The 21,365-nt window shown below is 68.2% G+C and carries 21 protein-coding genes; 13 read left to right on the forward strand and 8 right to left on the reverse strand.

The genetic code is table 11. The annotated features are described in order from the left end of the window. Positions 1–2 precede the first annotated feature (2 nt). Complete coding sequence (locus D5S08_RS01645) at positions 3–2,525, reverse strand: TonB-dependent receptor (RefSeq protein WP_121114857.1); 2,523 nt, start codon at positions 2,523–2,525, stop codon at positions 3–5. Between the two features lie 157 nt (positions 2,526–2,682). On the opposite strand from D5S08_RS01645, the gene D5S08_RS01650 reads away from it, so the two are divergent. Further along, positions 2,683–4,731, forward strand: coding sequence for a glycoside hydrolase domain-containing protein (locus tag D5S08_RS01650; RefSeq protein ID WP_121114859.1), 2,049 nt, complete (start codon positions 2,683–2,685; stop codon positions 4,729–4,731). An 80-nt stretch (positions 4,732–4,811) separates the two neighbouring features. After that, entirely contained in the window at positions 4,812–6,224 is a 1,413-nt protein-coding gene (locus D5S08_RS01655) for a dihydrolipoyl dehydrogenase (RefSeq protein ID WP_121114861.1), read from the forward strand. Here the strand turns inward: D5S08_RS01655 and trhO are convergent. From trhO to D5S08_RS01665, 3 genes are all read right to left on the reverse strand, one after another. Beyond that, complete coding sequence (gene trhO, locus D5S08_RS01660; protein WP_121114863.1) at positions 6,194–7,189, reverse strand: oxygen-dependent tRNA uridine(34) hydroxylase TrhO; 996 nt, start codon at positions 7,187–7,189, stop codon at positions 6,194–6,196. The two genes, D5S08_RS01655 and trhO, sit on opposite strands and share 31 nt — an antisense overlap. A 156-nt stretch (positions 7,190–7,345) precedes the next feature. Next, positions 7,346–7,777, reverse strand: coding sequence for a hypothetical protein (locus D5S08_RS16330; protein WP_126665469.1), 432 nt, complete (start codon positions 7,775–7,777; stop codon positions 7,346–7,348). Positions 7,778–8,213: 436 nt separating this feature from the next. Continuing rightward, entirely contained in the window at positions 8,214–8,735 is a 522-nt protein-coding gene (locus D5S08_RS01665) for a hypothetical protein (RefSeq protein WP_121114865.1), read from the reverse strand. Between the two features lie 156 nt (positions 8,736–8,891). Between D5S08_RS01665 and D5S08_RS01670 the strand changes: the two genes are divergently transcribed. The 5 genes from D5S08_RS01670 (at position 8,892) to D5S08_RS01690 (ending at position 13,080) form a co-directional block, all read left to right on the forward strand. Beyond that, positions 8,892–9,524 (forward strand): hypothetical protein, encoded by a 633-nt coding sequence (locus tag D5S08_RS01670; RefSeq protein ID WP_121114867.1) that lies wholly within the window; start codon positions 8,892–8,894, stop codon positions 9,522–9,524. A gap of 86 nt (positions 9,525–9,610) precedes the next feature. Beyond that, the gene (locus D5S08_RS01675) at positions 9,611–10,675 is read left to right on the forward strand and encodes a PhoH family protein (protein ID WP_121114869.1); all 1,065 of its coding nucleotides are present in this window, start codon (positions 9,611–9,613) and stop codon (positions 10,673–10,675) included. Positions 10,676–10,678: 3 nt separating this feature from the next. Further along, on the forward strand, positions 10,679–11,194 hold the full coding sequence (ybeY, locus tag D5S08_RS01680; protein ID WP_121114871.1) for an rRNA maturation RNase YbeY: 516 nt from the start codon (positions 10,679–10,681) through the stop codon (positions 11,192–11,194). Between the two features lie 8 nt (positions 11,195–11,202). Next, entirely contained in the window at positions 11,203–12,129 is a 927-nt protein-coding gene (locus D5S08_RS01685) for a hemolysin family protein (protein WP_121114872.1), read from the forward strand. 72 nt (positions 12,130–12,201) lie between these two features. Further along, complete coding sequence (locus tag D5S08_RS01690; RefSeq protein WP_121114874.1) at positions 12,202–13,080, forward strand: LysR substrate-binding domain-containing protein; 879 nt, start codon at positions 12,202–12,204, stop codon at positions 13,078–13,080. Positions 13,081–13,127: 47 nt separating this feature from the next. Here the strand turns inward: D5S08_RS01690 and D5S08_RS01695 are convergent, their stop codons facing one another. Next, entirely contained in the window at positions 13,128–13,589 is a 462-nt protein-coding gene (locus D5S08_RS01695; protein ID WP_121114876.1) for a peptidylprolyl isomerase, read from the reverse strand. A 97-nt stretch (positions 13,590–13,686) separates the two neighbouring features. On the opposite strand from D5S08_RS01695, the gene mgtE reads away from it, so the two are divergent. Genes mgtE through D5S08_RS01710 form a run of 3 tightly spaced genes read left to right on the forward strand, consistent with a single transcriptional unit; the run spans position 13,687 to position 15,822 of the window. Next, positions 13,687–15,102 (forward strand): magnesium transporter, encoded by a 1,416-nt coding sequence (gene mgtE / locus D5S08_RS01700; protein WP_121114878.1) that lies wholly within the window; start codon positions 13,687–13,689, stop codon positions 15,100–15,102. Between the two features lie 22 nt (positions 15,103–15,124). Then, a complete protein-coding gene (locus tag D5S08_RS01705) occupies positions 15,125–15,514 on the forward strand; it encodes a DUF1489 family protein (RefSeq protein WP_121114880.1) in 390 nt (129 codons plus the stop codon). Between the two features lie 59 nt (positions 15,515–15,573). Beyond that, entirely contained in the window at positions 15,574–15,822 is a 249-nt protein-coding gene (locus tag D5S08_RS01710) for a hypothetical protein (protein ID WP_121114882.1), read from the forward strand. Here D5S08_RS01710 and nudC read toward each other — a convergent pair. The 3 genes from nudC to D5S08_RS01725 form a co-directional block, all read right to left on the reverse strand. Continuing rightward, complete coding sequence (nudC, locus tag D5S08_RS01715) at positions 15,813–16,697, reverse strand: NAD(+) diphosphatase (RefSeq protein WP_121114884.1); 885 nt, start codon at positions 16,695–16,697, stop codon at positions 15,813–15,815. The two genes, D5S08_RS01710 and nudC, sit on opposite strands and share 10 nt — an antisense overlap. After that, the gene (locus D5S08_RS01720) at positions 16,694–17,992 is read right to left on the reverse strand and encodes a serine hydrolase domain-containing protein (protein ID WP_121114886.1); all 1,299 of its coding nucleotides are present in this window, start codon (positions 17,990–17,992) and stop codon (positions 16,694–16,696) included. The genes nudC and D5S08_RS01720 overlap by 4 nt, the downstream gene beginning before the upstream one ends. 146 nt (positions 17,993–18,138) lie before the next feature. Continuing rightward, the gene (locus D5S08_RS01725) at positions 18,139–19,314 is read right to left on the reverse strand and encodes an A/G-specific adenine glycosylase (protein WP_121114888.1); all 1,176 of its coding nucleotides are present in this window, start codon (positions 19,312–19,314) and stop codon (positions 18,139–18,141) included. Positions 19,315–19,328: 14 nt separating this feature from the next. Here D5S08_RS01725 and D5S08_RS01730 point away from each other — a divergent pair, with 14 nt between their 5' ends. From D5S08_RS01730 to D5S08_RS01740, 3 genes are read left to right on the forward strand one after another with little or no spacing between them, the layout of a single operon-like run. Then, on the forward strand, positions 19,329–19,901 hold the full coding sequence (locus D5S08_RS01730) for a DUF721 domain-containing protein (protein ID WP_121114890.1): 573 nt from the start codon (positions 19,329–19,331) through the stop codon (positions 19,899–19,901). Next, positions 19,898–20,584 (forward strand): DsbA family protein, encoded by a 687-nt coding sequence (locus tag D5S08_RS01735; RefSeq protein WP_121114892.1) that lies wholly within the window; start codon positions 19,898–19,900, stop codon positions 20,582–20,584. The genes D5S08_RS01730 and D5S08_RS01735 overlap by 4 nt, the downstream gene beginning before the upstream one ends. Positions 20,585–20,612: 28 nt before the next feature. Continuing rightward, on the forward strand, positions 20,613–21,359 hold the full coding sequence (locus tag D5S08_RS01740; RefSeq protein WP_121115439.1) for a thioredoxin domain-containing protein: 747 nt from the start codon (positions 20,613–20,615) through the stop codon (positions 21,357–21,359). The last annotated feature ends 6 nt before the right edge of the window (positions 21,360–21,365 follow it).

Below are 21,365 nucleotides of genomic sequence, written 5' to 3' on the forward strand. Positions count from 1 at the left end.
GCTCACCAGTTCAGGCCCACGACCAGGCGGACATTGCGGCCGAAGATCGGGCGGCCATAGATCGCCTCCGCACTGCCCTGCCCGGCCAGCAAGTCCGTGCGGGTGTTGCCTTCGGTCAGGCCTTCCTCGTTGAACAGGTTGTCACCCACGATCTGCACCTGCCACGGCCCGCGGCTGACGGTGACACCCGCGCCCACCGTGCCATAGGCCGGCAGCGCGGTGTTGTTGTACAGGTCGACGAACCGCTCCCCCATATAGGTGTATCGGCCATAGACCGACACGTCGGCTCCCCCCGTCGCGAAGTCGAAGGACGGGCGGATATTGCCATAGACCTTGGGCTGGCGGGTGATCTGGTTGCCTTCCACCTGCTCGGGGTCGGCACCGGTGGTGGACTGGAAATTCTTGTATTTGGGGTCGCTGATCGTCAGCGCGCCGTTCAGCGTGAACCAGGGCGTCACCGCCAGCGCACCGTCCAGCTCCACGCCCAGGATCTGCGCCTCGCCGATGAAGGGCACGTTCACGTCGTTGCGGCCCGTGCTCGGGTCGAACGCCAGGAAGGACGCGTTCAGCGGATCGAAGTTGGAATAGAAGCCGGTGGCGTACAGATAGGACCGGCCGCTCGCCAGCTTCAGCCCGACTTCGTACTGGTCGGCAATGGTGGTGACGAACACCGGGTTGGAACTCACCTCCATCACCGACTGCACGTTGGGCGGCGTCTCCAGATGGCTCGCGCGGGCATACACGCCGATCCAGTCGCTGAAGTCGTAATTGGCGCCGACCGTCCAGTTGGTCGCCTCCGTATCGAGGTCGCGGCTCAGGATCTGCCCGGTGAAGCCGCGCGTGGCGTCATCGGCCAGGGTGGCGGGATCGCCCAGATTGACCTGCTCCGTCAGCTGCCCATAACCCGAATAGTCGTACTGCTCGTGCCGGATGCCGGCATCGATGCGCAGCCCCGGCACGATCTCCCAGGTGTCGTTGGCGTAGATGGCGAACATCTGCGCATCGCTGTCCCCGCCATTTAGCGTGGCGGCATAGTTCAGCACGCCATTGTCGGTCACCCGCCCGACCTCGCCGCCCGCCGCATTGTAGGCCACCAGATCCAGCGTGCGCGGCGTGCCGGCCACCTCGATCAGGTAGTTCTGGTAGGCGTAGAAGCGGTCCTGCCCGTAGAAACTGCCATACAGGCCCACGGTGATGTCGTGACTGCCCAGCCCCGTCTCGAACCGCTTGGCGACCGACAAATTGCCCTGCGCCGAATAGAAGTCGGATGCGACGTCGCGATACTGGCCCTGCATCACCAGGCCGGAATCCTCGTCCGGGTAATAGACGTTGTCGGTCCCCGCCAGGGTATAGCCGAACTGCGCGACCGGGCCGAAGGCGGCAGTGGCGCGGGCGAGATAGCCATTGGCGAAGCTGTCGGCATCGGCCGGGTTGGTGGTGGAATAGAAGGCGGTGAACCGGTTCTTGCCCCGCGTGTAACCCACCTTGGCGGACACCAGCCAGTCGTCGAACTCGGCCTCATATTGCAGGCCGGCATTGAACATCCGCATGTGGCGGCCGTCCGCCAGGTCGGTGGTGCGGCTGTCCGTCTGCCCGGTGCCGGTACGGTACGGGATGGTGACGCTGCGGAATGCCGGCGAGTTCATCGTGCCGTCGAAATAGTCGATGAACGGGTCCAGGCTGCGGGACGGATCGCGCGGATCGTTGATGGGGATCGGCAGGTAGAACACGTTCTTGTCGTTGACGTAATTGGCGCTGACCTTGACGTAGCCGTTCTCCAGATCGTGCCGGATATTGGCGCGGATCTGCCCGCCGCGATCATTGGGGAAGCCGTTGTCGCGGTACCCGTCATGATGGCGGATGAAGCCGCCGACCGCATAATAGGTGTCGCCGCCCAGCGGGCCGGACTGGTACGCGTCCAGCCGGTACAGGCCGGTATCGCCCAGCGTGACCTGCGCCCCGCCAGCCGGCGTGTCGCCGCCTTCGCGGGTGATGGCATTGATGATCGCACCGGAATAGCTGGCAAAGACCGGCGCCGGACCGCCGCGCACGACTTCCAGCCGCTGCGTCATGATGTCCTGCCGCAGGATTGCGTCGCCGCGGAAGAACACACCGTCATTCTCGTGGAACAGCGGCAGGCCGTCCTGCTGGAACGAGACAAAGCCGCCATCATTGGGCAGGCCGCGGATGCGGTAGATGTTCTGCACCTCGCCGCCGGTGCTTTCCGTCTGGAAGCCGGGCAGCTGGCCGATCAGGTCGGCGAAGTTCAGCGGCGCGATCTTGGCGATCGTGTCCTGGTTCAGCGTGTTGATGGCATAGGACGCGTCGAAGCGGCGCTGTGCGCGGGCCGCGCCCGTGACGATGATCTCCGACCCGGCCGGACCGTCCGCAACCTCCTGGGTCGCGATGGCGGCGGCGCGGGCATCGGCCTGCGTGGCAGCAGCGGTGGCATCCTGCGCCTGCGCGGCGAGAGAGGTGCCGATCGCCGCGATCGCGGCGCCGGAAACGAGCATGATCTTGTACATTTGGACCCTTGTCACGTTGTCGTGCTGCGCCACCCTGCTGGCGGCACGTGGGGTCCAACTGCCGCCGGTTTGTGACACATCGGTGTCGATGGCGCGAAGTTTTGTGCAGGTGCGAAATGGCCATGGCGGTGTCATAATCGGGCCATAAGTGGGGCTCATGCTGATCGCCCTGCCACGCCTCGCCGCACCGTTCGCCATCCTCGCCACGGCGGTGCTTTGCCCGAACGCCGCCCAGGCGCAGGACACCGCGCCGGAACCCGTCGATCTCGTCGATCCGTTCGTCGGCACCTCGGGCGATCACGGGCAGCTGACACCGGCGGCGACCGGACCTTACGGCATGGTCCAGCTGTCCCCCGATACCGATCCGGCGCAGCATGCGGGCTATGATCACGCGGCCAGCCAGCTGACCGGCTTTTCTCATACCCGCGCCGTGGGCGTGGGTTGCGGCGGCGGTGGCGGTGATCTGCATGTCGCGCTGGGTTATGGCGCGGAGAGCGGCCCCTGGCTGATGGACAAGGCCACCGAACGGGCCGGTCCCGGCTGGTACAGCGTGCAATATGGCGGCGGGATCGCGGCGGAGCTGGCGGCGAACGGCGCCGCCGGGATCGTCCGCTTCACCCTGCCCCACGCCGGAAATGTGCGGCTGGTGATCGACCCGCGCCACAGCTACACCAAACGCCACTCCGCCGAATGGACCCAGGGCGCATCGGGCGCCGACCTGCGCGCCCGCATGTCTGCCGGCACTGTGTGTGACGAAGGCATCTATCACCTGTCCTCCGCATCGCAGCTGCGACTGAACGGGACGCCGGTGACCGCCGCGCCCACCGTGCTGGACGGCGACCGGCTGGTCTTCGATCTTGCGGTGCAGGCGGGCGACCGGGTGGAACTGCGCACCGGCCTGTCCGTGGTCGATCCGGCATCGGCCGCCAATGTCCTCGCGCAGCAGATCGGCGATCGCTCCGTGGAGGAGCTGCGGGCGGAGGCGCGCGCATCGTGGTCCCGCGAACTCGCGCGGGTGGCGGTGCCCGGCGACGGGGAGGCGACCCGCCTGTTCTACACCCACCTGTTCCGCACCATGCAGACGCCGGCGCGGATCGACGATGCGGATGGCCGCTACCGCCGGTCGGACGGATCGCTGCAGCAGGTGCCCGCTGGCCATCATCGCTATGCCGGCTGGGCCGTTTGGGACAATTACCGCACGCAGCTACCGCTGCTGGCGCTGCTCGATCCCGACCGCTCCGCCGACATCGCCGCCTCGCTGGCGGAGCTGTACCTGGCGGGCAAGGCGCAATGGGCGACCGACAGCGAGCCCTTCATCACCGTGCGGACCGAACATGCCGGCGTCGCGCTGCTCGATTTCCGGCGCAAGGGCATCGGCGGTTTCGACGCGGCGCAGGTGCTGCCCCTGATGGAGGCGGAACTCGCCACCCTGCCCCGCGCCACGCCGGACCAGCAGATCGAGACTGCCTACGACGTCTGGGCCGCCGCCGAACTGGCCGCCGACCTGGGCGACACGTACCGCGCCGAACGGCTGCGCGCGGATGCCTTGTCCTACCGCCCCATGTGGCTGGAGACCTTCCGCGACATCGCGCCCGATTTCGACGTGGTGAAGGCGCGCGGCCTGTATCAGGGCACGTTGTGGCAATATCGCTGGGCGCCGGTGTTCGACCTCGACTGGCTGATGGACGAGGGGCTGGGCCGCACCCGCTTCCTGGCGGAGCTGGACCGGTTCTTCGCCGACGGCCTGTTCAACATGACCAACCAGCCCGACATCCAGACTCCCTTCCTGTTCGCCGCCGCCGGCCAGCCGGATCGCACGCGCGCGCTGGTCGACACCATCCTGAACCACCCGATGGACCACTGGTACACCAATGCCGGCAAGCGCGCGGCGCCGTGGCACGGTCGCAGCTTCGCGCTCGACCCGGTCGGCTATGCCGACGGGATGGACGATGATGCTGGCGGCATGGCGGCCTGGTATGTCTGGGCATCGATGGGCCTGTACCCGCTGGTGCCGGGCCGCCCCGAATATCTGGTGGCGGCGCCCGCCTTCGATCACGTCACGATCATGCTGCCCCGGGACCGCCGCCTGACGATCACCCGCGGGCCGGAAGGCACACCGACCCGCTGGAACGGCACGCCGCTGGACAGCGCCTTCGTGCCGCACGCGGCGCTGGCCGACGGCGGGGAGCTGCGCGTCGGCAGGTGACCGGAAACCCCTGCCCCATTCCAGCCGTTCGGGTGGCAGCATGCACGGAACCGGAACGCTTCACCTGATGATTCACCCCCATGGCTGACACCCTCACCTGCGACGTGGCGGTGATCGGCGCCGGCACCGCCGGCCTCGCCGCAGAGCGTGCCGCCCGCCGCAACGGCGCGTCCACCCTGCTGATCGACCCCAGCTTCAACGGCACCACCTGCGCCAATGTCGGCTGCATGCCCTCCAAGCTGCTGATCGCCGCCGCCACCGAAGCGCACCGGATCGCCCGCGCGGAGCTGTTCGGCATCAAGGTCGGCGATGTCACGATCGACGGCCCCGCGGTCATGCGCCGGGTCCGCGCCGAACGCGACCGCTTCGCCGCACACACCCGCGACGCGTTGGACAAGCGCGATCCTGCCAAGGCCGTGCGCGCCCGCGCCCGTTTCATCGGGCCGGACCGCCTGCAGCTGGACGACGGCCGCACCATACAGGCCCGCGCCATCATCATCGCCACCGGCTCCAGCCCGCTGGTGCCGCCACCCTTCGCGGCGCTGGGCGACCGGCTGCTGACCAGCGACAATGTGTGGGACCTGCCCGACCTGCCCCGCCGGCTGGCGGTGGTCGGCTCCGGCTCCATCGGCGTCGAACTGGCGCAGGCCATGGCCCGGCTGGGCGTGGAGGTCACGCTGTTCGACCGCGGCCACAGCCTAATCAAGCTGCGCTGCCCCAAGGTCCGCGCCACCCTGCAGGCGATCATCGAACGCGACATGGCGGTGCATGGGGGCGTCGCCGTCCTGCCCGAACGCACCGCCGGTGGCGTCCGCATCCGCTGGAACGGCGACAGCAGCGGAGAGGCCGAGTTCGACATGGTGCTCGCCGCGCTGGGCCGCCCGCCCAATCTCGACGGGCTCGACCTCGACCGCGCCGGGCTGGAGCTGGACGATCACGGCGTCCCCTGCCACGACCGCCGCACCATGCGCTGCGGCGACAGCGCCGTATTCCTGGCGGGCGACGTCGCCGCCGACCTGCCGCTGCTGCATGAGGCATCGCATGACGGCGCGATCGCCGGCCGCAACGCCGCCGCCTTCCCCGCGCCGATCCGCACGCCGCGCCATGTGCCCTTCAGCATCACATTCACCGATCCTCCCGTCGCCACCATCGGCGACCCGGAGACGAAGGGCGCGGTCACCGGCACGGCCGATTATGGCGACCAGGGCCGCGCGCGGGTGGAGGGGCGCAACGAAGGCACGCTCACCCTCTACGCCGCCGCGCCCGACGGGCGGCTGATCGGCGCCGATCTGGTGGCGCCCGGCGGGGAGCATCTGGCCCACATGCTCGCCTGGGCGATCGAGCGGCGCCTGACCGGGTCGGAGATGCTGGAACTGCCCTTCTACCATCCCACGCTGGAGGAAGGGCTGAAACAGGCGCTGCGCACGATCTGCAAGGCCACCCCGATCGACCTGCCCGTGGATCAGGACTCCGGCACGCCGCCCGGGGCCTGATCTTTGGGCGCCTGATCCGCCCGCCGCCCGATATGCGGCTGCCCCCGCGCGGCGGCCAGCGCGACCTGCCGATGCCGCTCGCGATACGCGGCGCGCTGGTCCTCCGTCCGCTCGCCGTGGCAGGCGGCGCAGCTGACCCCGGGCTCGAACAGGGCGGAGGCCTGATCCTCGGCGCTGACCGTGCGCTGGCAGGCATGGCACACTTGCGTGGTGCCCGGTGCCAGACCATGCCCCACGCTCACCCGCGCATCGAACACGAAGCACTCGCCCCGCCACAGGCTCTCCTGCTCCGGCACGGTCTCCAGATAGCGCAGGATTCCGCCCTTCAGGTGGAACACCTCGTCCACCCCTTCGCGTTTCAGGAAGGCGGTGGACTTCTCGCAGCGGATGCCACCGGTGCAGAACATCGCCACCTTCGGCGCACGCCCCTGACCCAGCAGCGCGTCCCGCTGCTCCCGGAACCACCCGGGAAAGTCGCTGAAGCTGCGCGTACCGGGGTCGATTGCCCCGGCGAAGCTGCCGATCGCCACCTCGTAATCGTTGCGGGTGTCGATCACGATCGTGTCCGGATCGGCGATCAGCGCGTTCCAGTCCTCCGGCTCGACATAGGTGCCGGCCTCCCGCTCCGGATCGATCGCCGGCTCGCCCAGCGTCACGATCTCGCGCTTCACGCGCACCTTCAGCCGGTGGAACGGCATCGTCTCCGCTTCCGCGAACTTCACCTCCAGATCCGCACAGCCGGGCAGCGCGCGGATCTGCGCCACCACCGCGTCGATCGCCTCGGGCGCCCCGGCAATGGTGCCGTTGATCCCCTCCGTCGCCAGCAGCAGCGTGCCGCGAATGCCTTGCGCGCGGCAGCTTTCCGCCACCGCGGGGCGCAGGGCGGCAGGGTCGTCGAACCGAGCGAAGCGGTACAGGGCAGCCACCCGGATCGGCGGCTGCTGAAGTTCGGTGGCGGCAGGCATCGCCGCCCGATAGCACCGTTGCGTCCGCACGCTAATGCCTTCGCGCGGTTCGATCCTCCCATGCGCAGCATGGGGAGGGGGATCAGCGCAGGCTGGTGGAGGGGCATGGCGCAACGCTGCTATTGTGCGCCTGCAGCTAACGCCCCGTAGCGGACGTCAGTGGCTTTCAAGCGAGATAAACCATTCCGGCGCTACTTTCCGAGTAGCGACGCAAGCTGTTTTCGGGACGCAAGCATCCTTAAGACTGCTCGAGCCCGATAAAGCGAGTTCGGGCGCGTTGATATTTTTAGACCAAATGAACTCCTTACTGGAACCGCCAGTGACCATACCACTGCTACTCCGCAGGAAGCCGACACTACCGTCCTCATAGCGGATCACTCCACTTTCTAGCTTGAGCTGATCAAACAGGACGCGGTAGCGAGCTAATCGATTGTCGGGCAGGTGACTTGGACGTTCCGCTTCCGGGACATTTAGCACCCCATCTATCCAGATGAAGTCTCTCGCTACGCGGGTAACTCGCGGCTCTTGGGCAACCATTGCTCTAAGCTCATCGAAGACGGCCTGATTGCGCCTAAACTCGTCCACCATAACGTCGTCCGATGGGTGAGCGTCAGACCATTGGCATGCTCGAAGAAGGAGAAGGGGCAGCGCAACGAAAACTAATAGAAGGCAACCGCACCCTCTGGCGCGACGATGCCAGTCCCCGGATTGTTCTTCACCCTTCATAGGTGCGTGCTTGCAGCAATGCACGATCTTAGCAACGTCCGCTTCCCACCCATAGCGGACCTGAGATCCTCCCCGGCACGGGGAGGGGGACCGCTCGCGGAGCGAGGGGTGGAGGGGCACCCGCCGCCTCTCCGGACGTCTGATACCAGGTTCTTGAGAGGTGGCGCGTGCCCATCCACCATGCTGCGCATGGTCCCCCTCCCCCGCCAGGGGAGGATTGTCCGCCCTCCACCTTTTCCCGACACCATCCTGACGCAAAAAAAGGGCCGGAGATCATCTCCCCGGCCCTTCCTTGAGATCAGACCGCCGCGGAACGCGTCTGCGAGGCGTTGTGCCCGCCATTGCGGTACAGCACTTCGCGCGCCACCGACGGATCGATGCTGGAGTCACTGACGGTGACGACCACGCCGCCATCCTTCAGGCGGCTGCCGTAATAATCGGCATCTTCCTTTTCGACGCCATGCTTCGTCAGCGTCTCGTTCAGCGTACCGCCCAGGGCGCCGATGCCCGCACCGATCGCCAGCGCTTCGGGCGCTGCGGAGGCAGCGATGGCGCCGGCTGCGGCCAGCGGACCCACGCCCGGGATCGCCAGCGCGGCAATGCCGATGCCCGCGCCCAGCGCGCCGCCGCCCAGGATACCGCGCAGCACGTTGCGGTGATGCTCGTCAGTGATCTCGCCATCGCCGGACGATGTCGTGGTCGTGCCGCCATGATGCGCGATGACGGACAGGTTCACATCGTCCACCCCGGCGCTGCGCAGTTCGGAAACGGCGCGCTCGGCTTCGGCGTGGCTGTCGAAAATGGCTGATGCCTGTACCATGAAATATCCCTCTCGATTATATCTGCCAGCCTGTGCTGGTTGCTCCCTCAACCCGTTCGACTCCCACCCGTTCCGGCCGCGCGGCGTCTTGCTGTGATCGGCACATCGCGCAAAACCGTTTTCCTACTCACCCCGCGGCCGCCTACGCCCCCGCGCATGAGCAATCGCCGCAACAGCACGCAGCGCCAGCGCAAGGCCACCTCGCGCCCCGCGCACAGGCCCTGGACGCCATGGCTGAAACTGCCGCCCTTCCTCCCCGTCCCGCTGCGCACCCGGCGCGATGGCTGGACGCCGGCGCGGCAGGCCCGCTTCATCGGCCTGCTGGCGCAGTTCGGCTGCGTGCGCCGTGCCGCCGCCGCCATCGGCCTGTCGCGCGAATCCGCCTATCGCCTGCGCCGCCATGCCGGCGCAGGCTCGTTCCGGTCGCGCGAATCCGCCTATCGCCTGCGCCGCCATGCCGGCGCAGGCTCGTTCCGGGCGGCGTGGGACACCGCGATCCGGGGGGTGGCACAGCCCGCGTGGAAGTTCACAGGGGCGGAACGGCGCGCACTGGGCTTGCTTGGCCCCTTTCACGTCCGCCTGTGGCAGGGCCGCCCGGCGGCGATCTACAGAAAGCCGTGCGATTCCCGTCTGTTGTCGGAAGGGAACGCGCTCGACCGGTACCTTGGTCACTTGCCCGGCAACCCGGCCGACGAGCTGTTCAGCCCGGCCGACCTGCGTGATTTCTTCCGCCGTTTGCTGTCACCCCCCGCCAGCGCTTCCCGGCCGGCCCGCATGGCAAGTGCATGACAATCCACCGCTTGTTGCAAGCCACCCTTGCGCAGCGGCGGCAGCGGCATAATCTTGATCTCTACCGACCTGCCTGAAGGGAGCGCATGGCACGAAAACCACACCGCGCCGGGGGAAACTCCGTCGCCGACCCGCTGGGGTTCCACCCGGAAGACCGCCGCGACGCCGCGCGCCGGGAACGTGCGGAGGTGCTGTTTGACGAACAGGTCATCCTTGGCGCCCTGTTCGGCGAATTCGATGCCAATCTGGTGCAGATCGAAAACCGCCTGGGCGTGTTCATCGCCGCGCGCGGCAATCGCGTGGTGATCGAAGGCGCCGGGGACGATGTCGCCCGCGCCCGGCAGGTGCTGATCGCCATGCACGAACGCATGCTGGCCGGTCAGGCGCTGGATTCCGGCACGATCGATTCGCTGATCGGGCTCAGCAACGAACCCGTGCTGGAAGGCATCATCACCGGCGATGCCAAGGCGCCGCCGATCATGATCCGCACCCGGCGCAAGACCATCGTCCCGCGCACCAACATGCAGACGGACTACATGCGTCAGCTGGCCAGCCGCGACATCATCTTCGCGCTGGGGCCGGCGGGCACGGGCAAGACCTATGTGGCGGTGGCGCAGGCGGTCAGCCAGCTGATCACCGGCAGCGTGCAGCGCCTGATCCTCAGCCGTCCGGCGGTGGAGGCGGGCGAACGGCTCGGCTTCCTGCCCGGCGACATGAAGGAGAAGGTCGATCCCTACCTCCGCCCGCTTTACGACGCGCTGTATGATTGCATGCCGCCCGAACAGGTGGACCGGCGGATCGCCAGTGGCGAGATCGAGATCGCGCCCATCGCCTTCATGCGCGGCCGCACCCTGGCCGATGCCTTCGTGATCCTGGACGAGGCACAGAACACCACCCGCGAACAGATGAAGATGTTCCTCACCCGCTTCGGCCAGAACAGCCGGATGGTGGTGTGCGGCGATCCTCGTCAGGTCGATATTCCCGGCGGCGCCAGGCACAGCGGCCTCGCCGATGCGGTCGAGCGGCTGGAGGGCGTGGAGGGGATCGGCGTGACCCGCTTCGGCGCCGGCGACGTGGTGCGCCACCCGATCGTGGGTCGCATCGTGGAGGCTTACGAGGGAGAGGATGCCGCGGGTTCCGTCGGCAGCTGATCCATGGAGCTGGAGATCGACATAGAGGAACCGTGGCCCGCCGCGGACTGGCCCGGACTGGCCGGGCGGGCGGCGGAGGCGCTGGCCACGGTCGCGCCGGAACTCGCCAATCCGCGCCTCGCGGCCAGCCTGCTGTTCACTTCGGACGCGGAGGTGCACGGGCTGAACCGCGAATGGCGTGACCGGGACAAGCCGACCAACGTGCTGTCCTTCCCGATGCTGGAGCGGGAGGAACTGCTGGAATTGGCGCCCGACGGCCCGCCCGAACTGCTGGGCGACATCGCGCTGGCGTTCGAGACGTGCCGGCGCGAGGCGGAGGACAAGGGCGTCCCGCTGGATCATCATGCCGCCCACCTGATCGTCCACGGCCTGCTGCATCTGGCCGGCCACGATCACGAGATCGGCGATGACGAGGCGGAGATGATGGAGGCGCTGGAAACAAAGGCGCTTGCGAGACTTGGTATCGCGGACCCATATGGGGCCGCTCCGGCGATTGTGCCGGGCCAGCAAGGGAACTGACCTGGGCGATGCCCGAACCTTCCAATACCTCCGCCGGAGACGCGGACAGTAGACGCGGGCTGTGGCACGCGATCCGCAGCTTCTTCGACGAGGACAGCGAACTCACCCTGCGCGCGCAGATCGAAGAAGCGATCAGCGAGGCGGAGGACGAGAATGCCAGCGGCGACGGGACCGGGGCCGGCAACGACCTGACCTCCGTCGAACTGGTGATGCTGCGCAACCTGCTCCATTTCAGCGAGCATGATGCGGATGACGTGGCGATTCCGCGCGGGGAGATCATCGCGATCTCCGCCGATGCCAGCTGGGCCGATCTGGTCGCTCTGTTCGCCGAACACGGCCATTCGCGCCTGCCGATCTATCGCGAGACGCTGGACCGGGTGATCGGCATGATCCACATCAAGGACGTGTTCGGCTACCTCGCCAGCGGCCGCACCCCGCCTGCCGACTGGACCGTGCTGATGCGCCAGCCGCTCTATGTGCCGCAGGCCCGCGGCGCGCTGGACGTGCTGGCCGACATGCGCGCCAGCCGCACCCACCTCGCCATCGTGGTGGACGAATTCTCCGGGACCGATGGCATCATCACCATCGAGGATCTGGTGGAGGAGATCGTCGGCAACATCGAGGACGAGCATGATGACGCGCCCGTCGAACTGATCGTGCCGATCGGCGCCGGAATGTGGGATGCCGATGCCCGCGCGGAGCTGGACGATGTCGCCAAGGCGGTCGGCGACCCGCGCATCGCGGAGGTGGAGGAATCGGTCGACACGATCGGCGGTCTCGCCGTGGTGCTGGCCGAACATGTGCCGCCGCCGGGCACGGTGGTGACCCATGCCAGCGGCTGGCGGATCGAGGTGACCGCCGGGGACGAGACCCGCGTTACCCGCCTGCGCCTGCACGAACCCGAACCTGAACCGGCCGACGCAGAGGCGGGTTGATCCATCCGCCATTAATGCTGCAAGTGCGAGAAAGCGCTCGACACGAGTTGCATTTTTTAGAACAGTAGGGTCATGCGTCGTCTCCCCCCTTTGAGAGCGCTGGAAGCGTTTGTGCGCGTGGTGCGCCTCGGCTCCGCCCGGGCAGCGGCTGACGAACTCAGCCTCAGCCCCAGCGCGCTGTCACGCCGCGTCGCCAATCTGGAGGATTTCACCGGCAAGAAGCTGTTCAGCCGCAGCGGGCAGGTGATGCGCCTGACCGACGAAGGCCGCGCCTTCTACGACGCGGTGGCGCCGCATCTGGAATCGCTGGCGGTGGCCGTGGAATCGCAGTCGGAGAACCTGCAGCTGCTGCGCCTGCGCATCGGCGTGCTGCCGCTGTTCGGCACGCAGCGGCTGTTCCCCCGCCTGCCCGAACTGCGCGCCAACCACCCGCGGCTGCATATCGACATCGATACCGGCCCCGACCCGATCGACCGGGTGGGCGACACGCTGGACGCCGCGATCCTGCTCAGCACCGAACCGCCCAAGGGGCTGTACCGTGTGGAGCTGAGCAAAAACACGGTCCACGCCATCTGCAGCAAGGCATTGGCGGAGCAGTTGGGCCCCGAGCCCACGATCGAGGATCTGACGCAGCAGACCTTCCTGGTGCACACGGAAATGCCGCTGAGCTTCGGCGCATGGAAGAATGCCTTCGGCCTCAGCGACCTGCAGCCCAACGCCATCGACCATTACGATTCCGGGCAGCTGATCCTGGAGGCGGCGGCGCAAGGGCTGGGGATCGCCATCCTGAACGACGATTACACCAAGCGGCTGAACGACACGCGCCTGGCGGGTCTGTTCGACGTCGCCGTGCCCAGCCCCTACAGCTATTTCTTCGTCTGCCGTCCGGCCGATCTGGAGAGCCGGCCGGTGCGCATCTTCCACGACTGGGTGGTCGGCGCGGGGCTGTAAGCCTGCCGGCCGGCCCCACGGGGAGCCCGGCCGGTCAGACAGCTACATCAGGAAATCGTCGCCTTGACGATCTTGCCCGGATTGCGCGGCGGCTCGCCCTTGGGCAGCGCGTCGACATTCTCCATGCCGCTCTCGACCTGGCCCCAGACGGTGTACTGCTTGTCCAGGAAGCGGGCGTCATCCAGGCAGATGAAGAACTGGCTGTTGGCGCTGTTCGGCGCGCTGGTGCGGGCCATGGAGCATACGCCGCGCACATGCGGTTCGGCATTGAATTCCGCCTTCAGGTCCGGCTTGTCGCTGCCGCCCATCCCGGTGCCGCTGGGATCGCCGCCCTGCGCCATGAAGCCGTCGATCACGCGATGGAACACCACGCCATCGTAAAAGCCGTCATTGACCAGTTCGGTGATGCGTTCGACATGGCCGGGCGCCAGGTCGGGGCGCAGCTTGATGACGACGTCGCGCGCCTCGCCATCGCCGGTGTCCAGGGTGAAGGTGAGGGTGTCGGCCATGCAGTCTGCTCCCATTGAGGTGTGGCCGCGGCATATAGGGAGCGCTTGCGTGAAGTCACGCGCTTGCTTTTGCGGGCTGCGCGCATAGACCCCGCGCATGGCCGAACCGGACGACATTGCCCTGCTGCAGGACCCGCCCATGCGCGAGGATGGCGAGCAGCTGGACGAGGACAACCGGCTAAAGCCCGCCTTTGTCGATGCCGTGCGCGATGCGGTAAAGGAGGGCGATACCGGCCGCGCCTACGAACTGGTGGAGCCGCTGCACCCGGCGGACATCGCCGACCTGCTGGAGCTGCTGGAGCCGGCAGAACGCTACGCCCTGGCGGCGGCCATCACCGACCTGATGACCGGCGAGGTCATTGCCGAGCTGAACGATTACGTGCGCGACGAGATGATGGAGGCGCTGCCCGCCGCCGCCGTCGCGACCATTGCCGAGCAACTGGACACCGATGACGCCGTCCAGCTGATCGAGGATCTGGGGCCGGAAGATCAGCGCGCCGTGCTGGCCGAACTGGACCCGGAAGATCGCGCGGCGATCGAATCCGCCCTTGCCTACCCGGAAGAATCCGCCGGCCGCCTGATGCAGCGCGAGCTGGTCGCCGTGCCCGAGCATATGAGCGTGGGCGACCTGATCGATTACCTGCGGGAGCGGGATGAACTGACCACCGAGTTCTGGGAAGTGTTTGTGGTCGATCACCGGCACCACCCGATCGGCACCTGCGAGCTGTCCTGGATCCTGCGATCTCCGCGGCACATCGCCCTGGCGGATGTGATGAAGCGCGAACAGACGCTGATCCCGGTCAGCATGGACCAGGAGGAGGTGGCGCTCCGGTTCCAGAAATACGGGCTGATCAGCGCCGCGGTGGTGGACGAAGGCGGGCGGCTGGTCGGCCAGCTGACCGTCGACGACATCGTGCACATCATCCAGGAGGAAGCGGGCGAGGACGCGCTGCTGCTGTCCGGCGCGGGCGAAGGCGACATCAACGAGCCCTTGCGCGAAACCTATTCCGCGCGCGTCCGCTGGCTGATCGCAAATCTTGGCACCGCGGTGATCGCCAGCCTGATCATCCATGCCTTCGGCGGCGCGATCGAGCAGCTGGTCGCGTTGGCGGTGCTGATGCCGGTGGTCGCCAGCATCGGCGGCAATGCCGGCACGCAGACCATGGCGGTGACGGTGCGCGCCATTGCCACCAACCAGCTGACGCAGTCGAACACCCGCCGCATCCTGACGCGCGAGCTGAAGGTGGCGCTGATGAACGGGGTCACCGTGGCGGTGCTGGTGGGGCTGGCAACGGCGCTGGTGTTCACCCCGCAACTGGGTGGGGTGATCGCGCTGGCGGTGGTGATCAACATCCTGACCGCCGGCATGGCGGGGGTCGTGGTGCCGGTCATGTTCGACCGGCTGGATCAGGACCCTGCGGTGGCGAGCAGCGTGTTCGTGACGATGATCACCGATTCCATGGGCTTCTTCGCCTTTCTGGGGCTGGCGGTCGCCACCGGATTGACCGGGTAGTGCGCCACCCTATCTGCTGAACATGCCGCTCAACATGACGAAGGTCGCCTTCGCTTGCCCGACGATCGACGTGCTGCGCCAGCGGCTGGAGATCTCGGGTCACACCACCACCCGTTACCTGCCCAAGCGCCACGAGGAGATGGTGGGCGGATCGCTGTTCTGGATCATGGATCACGCTTTGGTTGCGCGTAGCCTGATCGAAGGGTTCCACCAGCCCGAGGATGGCGGGCGCTGGGCCATCCGCCTGGCCATGCCGCTGGTGCCCGTGCAGCCGCGCGCACGCCGGGCGCATCAGGGCTGGCGCTATCTGGAGGAGGCCGACGCGCCGGCGGACCTTGCGGCAGGCGAACTGGCCGGCGCGGTGCTGCCGGGCAAGCTGCTGCGCGAACTGGCGCGGCTGGGGCTCGACTGAGCGGGAGCGATCGGAACGGGCACCCGCCCTGCCCCGTTGGTGCGGCAAGGAGAGAAACAATGACCGAACGCAACCCCCATCCCGACAATGACCTGATCGACCAGATTACCGACGGCGGCGCCGCGCCGGCGCAAGGCAGCCGTTCGCGCGGAAGCCTGCGCGGCGATGTCGGCACCCGCGCGGAACTGGATCGCGCGCTGGGAGACGACCATGGCAAGACCAGCGTCCGTGGCAGTGACAATCCCGCCCAGGACGAGATGAAGGGTGCCAAGACGATCGACGCGCTCAGGAGCGATGGTCAGGGCTGATCCAGCCACCAGCGCAGCATGGTATGGGCCACGGCTCGTGATGGCGGGGGATCGAACGGTCCCTCGCCGGCCTGCATGTCCAGCGCCTGCGCCACCTCCTGCCGCGTGAACCAGCGGGCATCCTCCAGCTCCTCGGCATCCAGGATCAGCCGATCGCTCTCCGCCTGCGCGAGGCAAGCCAGCATCAGCTGCGACGGGAACGGCCAGGGCTGGCTGAACAGATAGCGCACGTTGCGCACCGTCACGCCGGCCTCTTCCAGCACCTCGCGCGCGACCGCCTCCTCCAGCGTCTCGCCCGGCTCCACGAAGCCGGCCAAGGCGGAGTAGCGGCCCGGCGGGAAGCGCGGCTGCCGGCCCAGCAGCAGCCGGCCTTCATGTTCCACCAGCATGATCGCCACCGGATCGGTGCGCGGAAAGTGGCTGGCGCCGCACCGGCCGCAATCGCGTTGCCACCCGCCCTTGGCGGAGATGGTCGGCGCGCCGCAATTCGCGCAGAAGCGGTGGCGGGCATGCCAGTCCAGCAGGCTGCGCGCGCCGCCATAGAGCGCGAGATCGGCGGATGGCAGTTGTTCGATCGCCTGCCACAGCGCCTGCCGCGCCAGCACCGGATCGGCATCGCCCAGCGGCGGCACGGCTGCAAAGCGGGCAAGGCCATCCAGCAGGCCGAGAAACACCAGTTCCGCATCATAGGCCGTCAGCGGTCGCCAGCGCAGCGCACCGGCCGCGTCGACCATCGGAGCCAGACCATCCAGTTCCAGCAGCAGCGCATCATTGCCGGCGATCAGCGCCGCCAATTGCGCCGGGTCACGCCGCAGCGCATCGGCGCGGTCGATCGGCGATCCGGCGAAGCCGATCGCGCCCGCCACTGGCATCATGCCGGCGACAGGCGGGCGCTGCGGGCGACTTCGGCCAGGAATTGTTCCTGCAATCCGTAATGCGTTCCGGGCATGTACTGGCTGTAGAGCGAGGCGCGCAGGTCCAATCCGAAATGCACGAAGCCGATCGTGCCCGCCGCGCCGGACCAGCCATACAGCCCGGCCTGCTCGCCCAGACCGACCAGTCCACCCGCGCCATAACCCATCGCCCCGCCGGCAAAGCCGCCATCCTGCGCCAGCGTGCCGGGCAGCAGGTTCGACGTCGCGAGCCGCACTGCCGCCTCGCTCATCACCCGCCGGTCGTCGATCTGGCCCAGCCCCAGGATCATCTGCAGGAAACGGTCGTAGTCGCGGGCGGACGACACCAGCCCCGCCCCGCCGAACGGGAATGGCGGCTGGTCGAGATAGATGGAGTTGCTCGCCAGATCGATCGGCACCAGCGTCCCGCCCACGATCAGATAATTGTCCGTGAAGCGCACCGCGTCCTCCGCCGCCACGCGGAAGCCGGTGCTCGTCATGCCGCAGGGGTCGAAGATGCGGTCCTGCAGGAAACGGTCGAACGGGGTGCCGGTGACGACTTCGATCACCCGGCCCATCAGGTCCAACCCGACGCTGTAGCTCCAGCGTTCGCCCGGCTGGTACACCAGCGGCACGGTGGCCAGATTGTCGGCGAACACCTCCAGGCTGGCGGCAGGCGTGCCGGCGAAACTGTCCGGGGTCTGCACCCGGCTGACGAGGGCGGGCACCAGCCCCTTCGCACGATAGGCGGCGGATAACGGCCCCTGCTGCACGATGGAATAGCCCAGGCCGCCGGTGTGCGTCAGCAAGTGGCGCATGGTCAGCGGGCGGATGGCCGGCTCCAGATTGTCCGGCGTGATGGCACCGTCGGGCTGCTTCTGCACCTGCAGCCGCGCGAAGGCGGGCAGGATGTCGGCCACCGGCTGGTTGAGCGCGATCCGGCCCTCGTCCACCAGCATCATGGCAGCCATCGCGGTGACCGGCTTGGTCATGGAATAGATGCGGTACAGCGTGTCGGCATCCACCGGAGTGCGGCTGGTGAAGCCCAGCGTGCCGCGGGCGATGGTGACCGGCGGCTGCTGTCCCTGCCCCATGGCAATGACCATGTTGGCCGCCTTGCGCTGCGCGACGAAGTCCTGCGCCAGCTGCTCCAGCCCCGCCCCGCGCCCGGCATCCTGCGCCAGCAGCGCGATGGGCACCCCGCCCAGCAGCGCCAACGCGCCGGCCCCGGCGCTGCGCGACAGCAAAGCACGACGATCCAGCATCAGTTCCATCATCGCCATCCTTCGACCATATGCGCCGCAGAGTAACACCGCCCTGCGGCCCGGCAAGCTTGCGTCACCCTTGTGTGCTGGCTACATAATACACCATGAACATCCTATCCATCCTGATCGGTCTGTTCGCCTTGCTGATGGCGATCCCTTCAACCATTCCCCTGCTCGGCTGGGGCAATTGGTTCGTCCTGCCGGTCGCCATCGTCGGCGTGATCGTCGGCGCCCTGTCGCGCAAGACCAGCGGACGCAATTTCTGCCTGATCGTGCTGGTGCTGGCCAGCTTGCGGCTGATGATCGGCGGCGGCATCATCTAGGCCCAGAGCCGCCGCCTTGCGGAACAGCGTCGGCAGGCCGGCCTGATCCACCTGGGCCAGCGGCACCCATGTGCCGGCGATCACCGGCGTGCTGCTGACCGTCACGGCGTGTACGGTCAGCTCCAGCCCGAAATGAGTGAAGTCGTGGCGCACGGTGCCCAGCACCCGCCAGTCGCCCGCCAGCGGCTTCGCGCCGCTTCCGTTGCCCGCGGCGCTCCAACCGTCATCCGGCAGCGCGCGCATGCCGCCCAGCATGCCGGTGCCGGGCCGTTGCACCAGCAATATCTCGCCTGCCCGCTCGATCCAGAAGGCCGCGCCCTTGCGCTGCGGCTTGGCTTTCTTCAGCGCCTTGACCGGCACTTCCTCCTGCCGCCCCTCCGCCCGCGCCCGGCATCCACCGGCCAGAGGGCACAGCAGGCAGCGCGGATTGCGCGGCACGCAGATCGTGGCGCCCAGATCCATCATGGCCTGCGCGAAATCGCCGGCACGGTGGTCCGGCGTGATCGCGTCCGTGGCGGCGCGGATCTGCGGACGGGCTTGGGGCAGAGGCGTGTCGATCAGCGCCAATCGGGCGACGACCCGTTCGACATTGGCATCCACCACCACCGCCCGCCGGCCGAACGCGATCGCGGCAATGGCGGCTGCCGTATAGTCGCCGATGCCCGGAAGCCGGCGCAGCTCCGCTTCGGTGTCCGGAAAGCTGCCGCGTGCCGCCACCGCTTGCGCGCAGGCATGCAGGTTGCGGGCGCGGGAGTAATAGCCCAGCCCCGCCCACTCGGCCATCACCGCCTCAACCGGTGCGGCGGCCAGCGCGGGCACATCGGGCCAGCGGGTGGTAAAGCGTTCGAAATAGGGGCGCACGGCAGCCACTGTGGTCTGCTGCAGCATCACCTCCGACAGCCAGATGCGGTAGGGATCAGGCCGCACGTTCGATCCGGGCGGGATGCGCCAGGGCAGCGCACGGGTGTGTCCGTCATACCAGCGGAGCAATGAAGCGGCCCTATCATCCATGCCCCGCCTATGGCATGGCAACCCGCGTGACGGAACGCAAAGCCAAGACCCCCAGGACACCTTCCAAGCCGGGCACCCGCAAGGAACCCGAACGCCCCCGCGGCGGTCCGGCGCGCGCCGTGGCGGAGCTGGTGCCGCAGATTGGGCGCGCGGCCTTCCGCCGCTTCGGCTTCGTGCAGGCGAGCGTCGTCACCCGCTGGCCGGAGATCGTGGGCGAGCGCCACGCCCGCGTCTGCCGCCCCGAATCGATCCGCTTCCCGGTGGGGGAGAAGAGCGACGGCGTGCTGCAGCTGGTGGTGGTGCCGGCCCATGCGCCGATCATCCAGCATCTGGTGCCCGAGATCGTAGAGCGGGTGAACCGCTTCTTCGGCTATCGCGCGGTTGCTCGTGTCAAGCTGCGGCAAGGGGCGATCCCGGCCTCCGCCATGCCCGCCGCCACCCGCACCGCGCCGCCTTCGCTGAAGCCGATCTCGCTGGAGATGGGCGAGTCCCTGCGTGACGTGGGCGATCCGGAGCTGCTCGCCGTGCTGGAATCGCTGGCGCGCAGCCTGTCTGCCCGCAACGAGAAGGAAGGGCCGGTCCGATGAGATTCACGCGTCTGCTGCAGGTGCTGGCGATCGGGCTGGCGGCGTCGGTCACGGTCGCGGCGGCAGGCAACTGGCCGGCCACGGTCAGCGTGCAGCCCGGCGGACACACCGTCGGCAATCCGGCGGCGCCGGTCACCCTGACCGAATATGTCAGCTACACCTGCCCGCATTGCGCCGCCTTCACCCGCGCGGGTGAAGCGCCGCTGGAGGCTGATTATGTGGCGCCGGGCCGCCTGAAGGTGGAGGTGCGCCATCTCCTGCGCAATCCGGTGGACCTGACCGTTGCCATGCTGGTCAATTGCGGCGCCCCGGCGCGGGTGCAGCAGAACCACCTCGCCTTCATGCGCGCGCAGCCCGACTGGCTGCCGCGCGTGGACAATGCGACGCCCGCGCAGCGCACGCGCTGGACCACCGGCGAAGATGTGGCCCGCCGCCGTGCGATCGCCAGCGATGTCGGACTGTATGCCATTGCCGAACGGCGCGGCGTGAACCGTGCTGCCGCCGATCGCTGCCTGGCCGATCAGGCGAAGGCGACCCGCCTGGCCGAAGCGTCCGATGCGGGCTGGAAGCTGCCGGGGATCACCGGCACCCCCAGCTTTGCGCTGAACGGCACCGTGCTGGCCGGCACGCATGACTGGTCGACACTGGAATGGCAGCTGGCAGCGCGCTATCGCGACCGGTGACTTGCAGCCGAACCTTGAGGAACACTCCATGATCGCCGTCCGCCACTTCGCCCTGCTGGCCCCCGTCGCACTCGCCCTGGCGGCGTGCGGATCGAACGAGGCCGACGTGCCCGCCGCCGTGCCGAGCGGCGAGGCAATCGCCGCCACGCCGGCACCCGCCGGCCAGAACTGGACGGAAACCGCAGCGGCTACCCCCGAGGGCGGCTTCGTGCTCGGCAACCCGAACGCGCCGCTGAAGCTGGTGGAATATGCCAGCCACACCTGCTCGCATTGCGCCGACTTCTCCGCGCAGGCCGCGGAGCCGCTGGACGAGTATATCGCCAGCGGCCGGGTCAGCTACGAGGTCCGCAACCAGATCCATGACGGGCTGGACCTGACGATCGCCGTGCTGGCCCGCTGCAGCGGTGACCCGGCCGGGTTCCACCCGCTGACCAAGCAGGCCTGGGCCAGCTTCGGCGAGATCATCCAGACCGCGCAGGCCAACGGCCCGGCGGTAGAGGCCGCCATGCAGTCCACCGGCCCGCAGCGCCTGCAGCGCGTGGCGGAAAGCGCCGGCCTGCTCGACTTCTTCGCCGCGCGCGGCATTGCGCGGGAACAGGCGCTGCAGTGCCTGGCCAACGAGCAGACGGTACAGACCATCGTCGAGAACTCCAACGAACAGTCGGAACGGCTGGGCGTGACCGGCACCCCCACCTTCTTCCTGAACGGCGCCCGCGTGGACGGCACCAGTTGGGAAGGCGTGGAGGCCGCGCTGCAGCGCGCCGGCGCCCGCTAACAACGC

Source organism: Croceibacterium ferulae (assembly GCF_003660445.1).
GTDB lineage: Bacteria > Pseudomonadota > Alphaproteobacteria > Sphingomonadales > Sphingomonadaceae > Croceibacterium > Croceibacterium ferulae.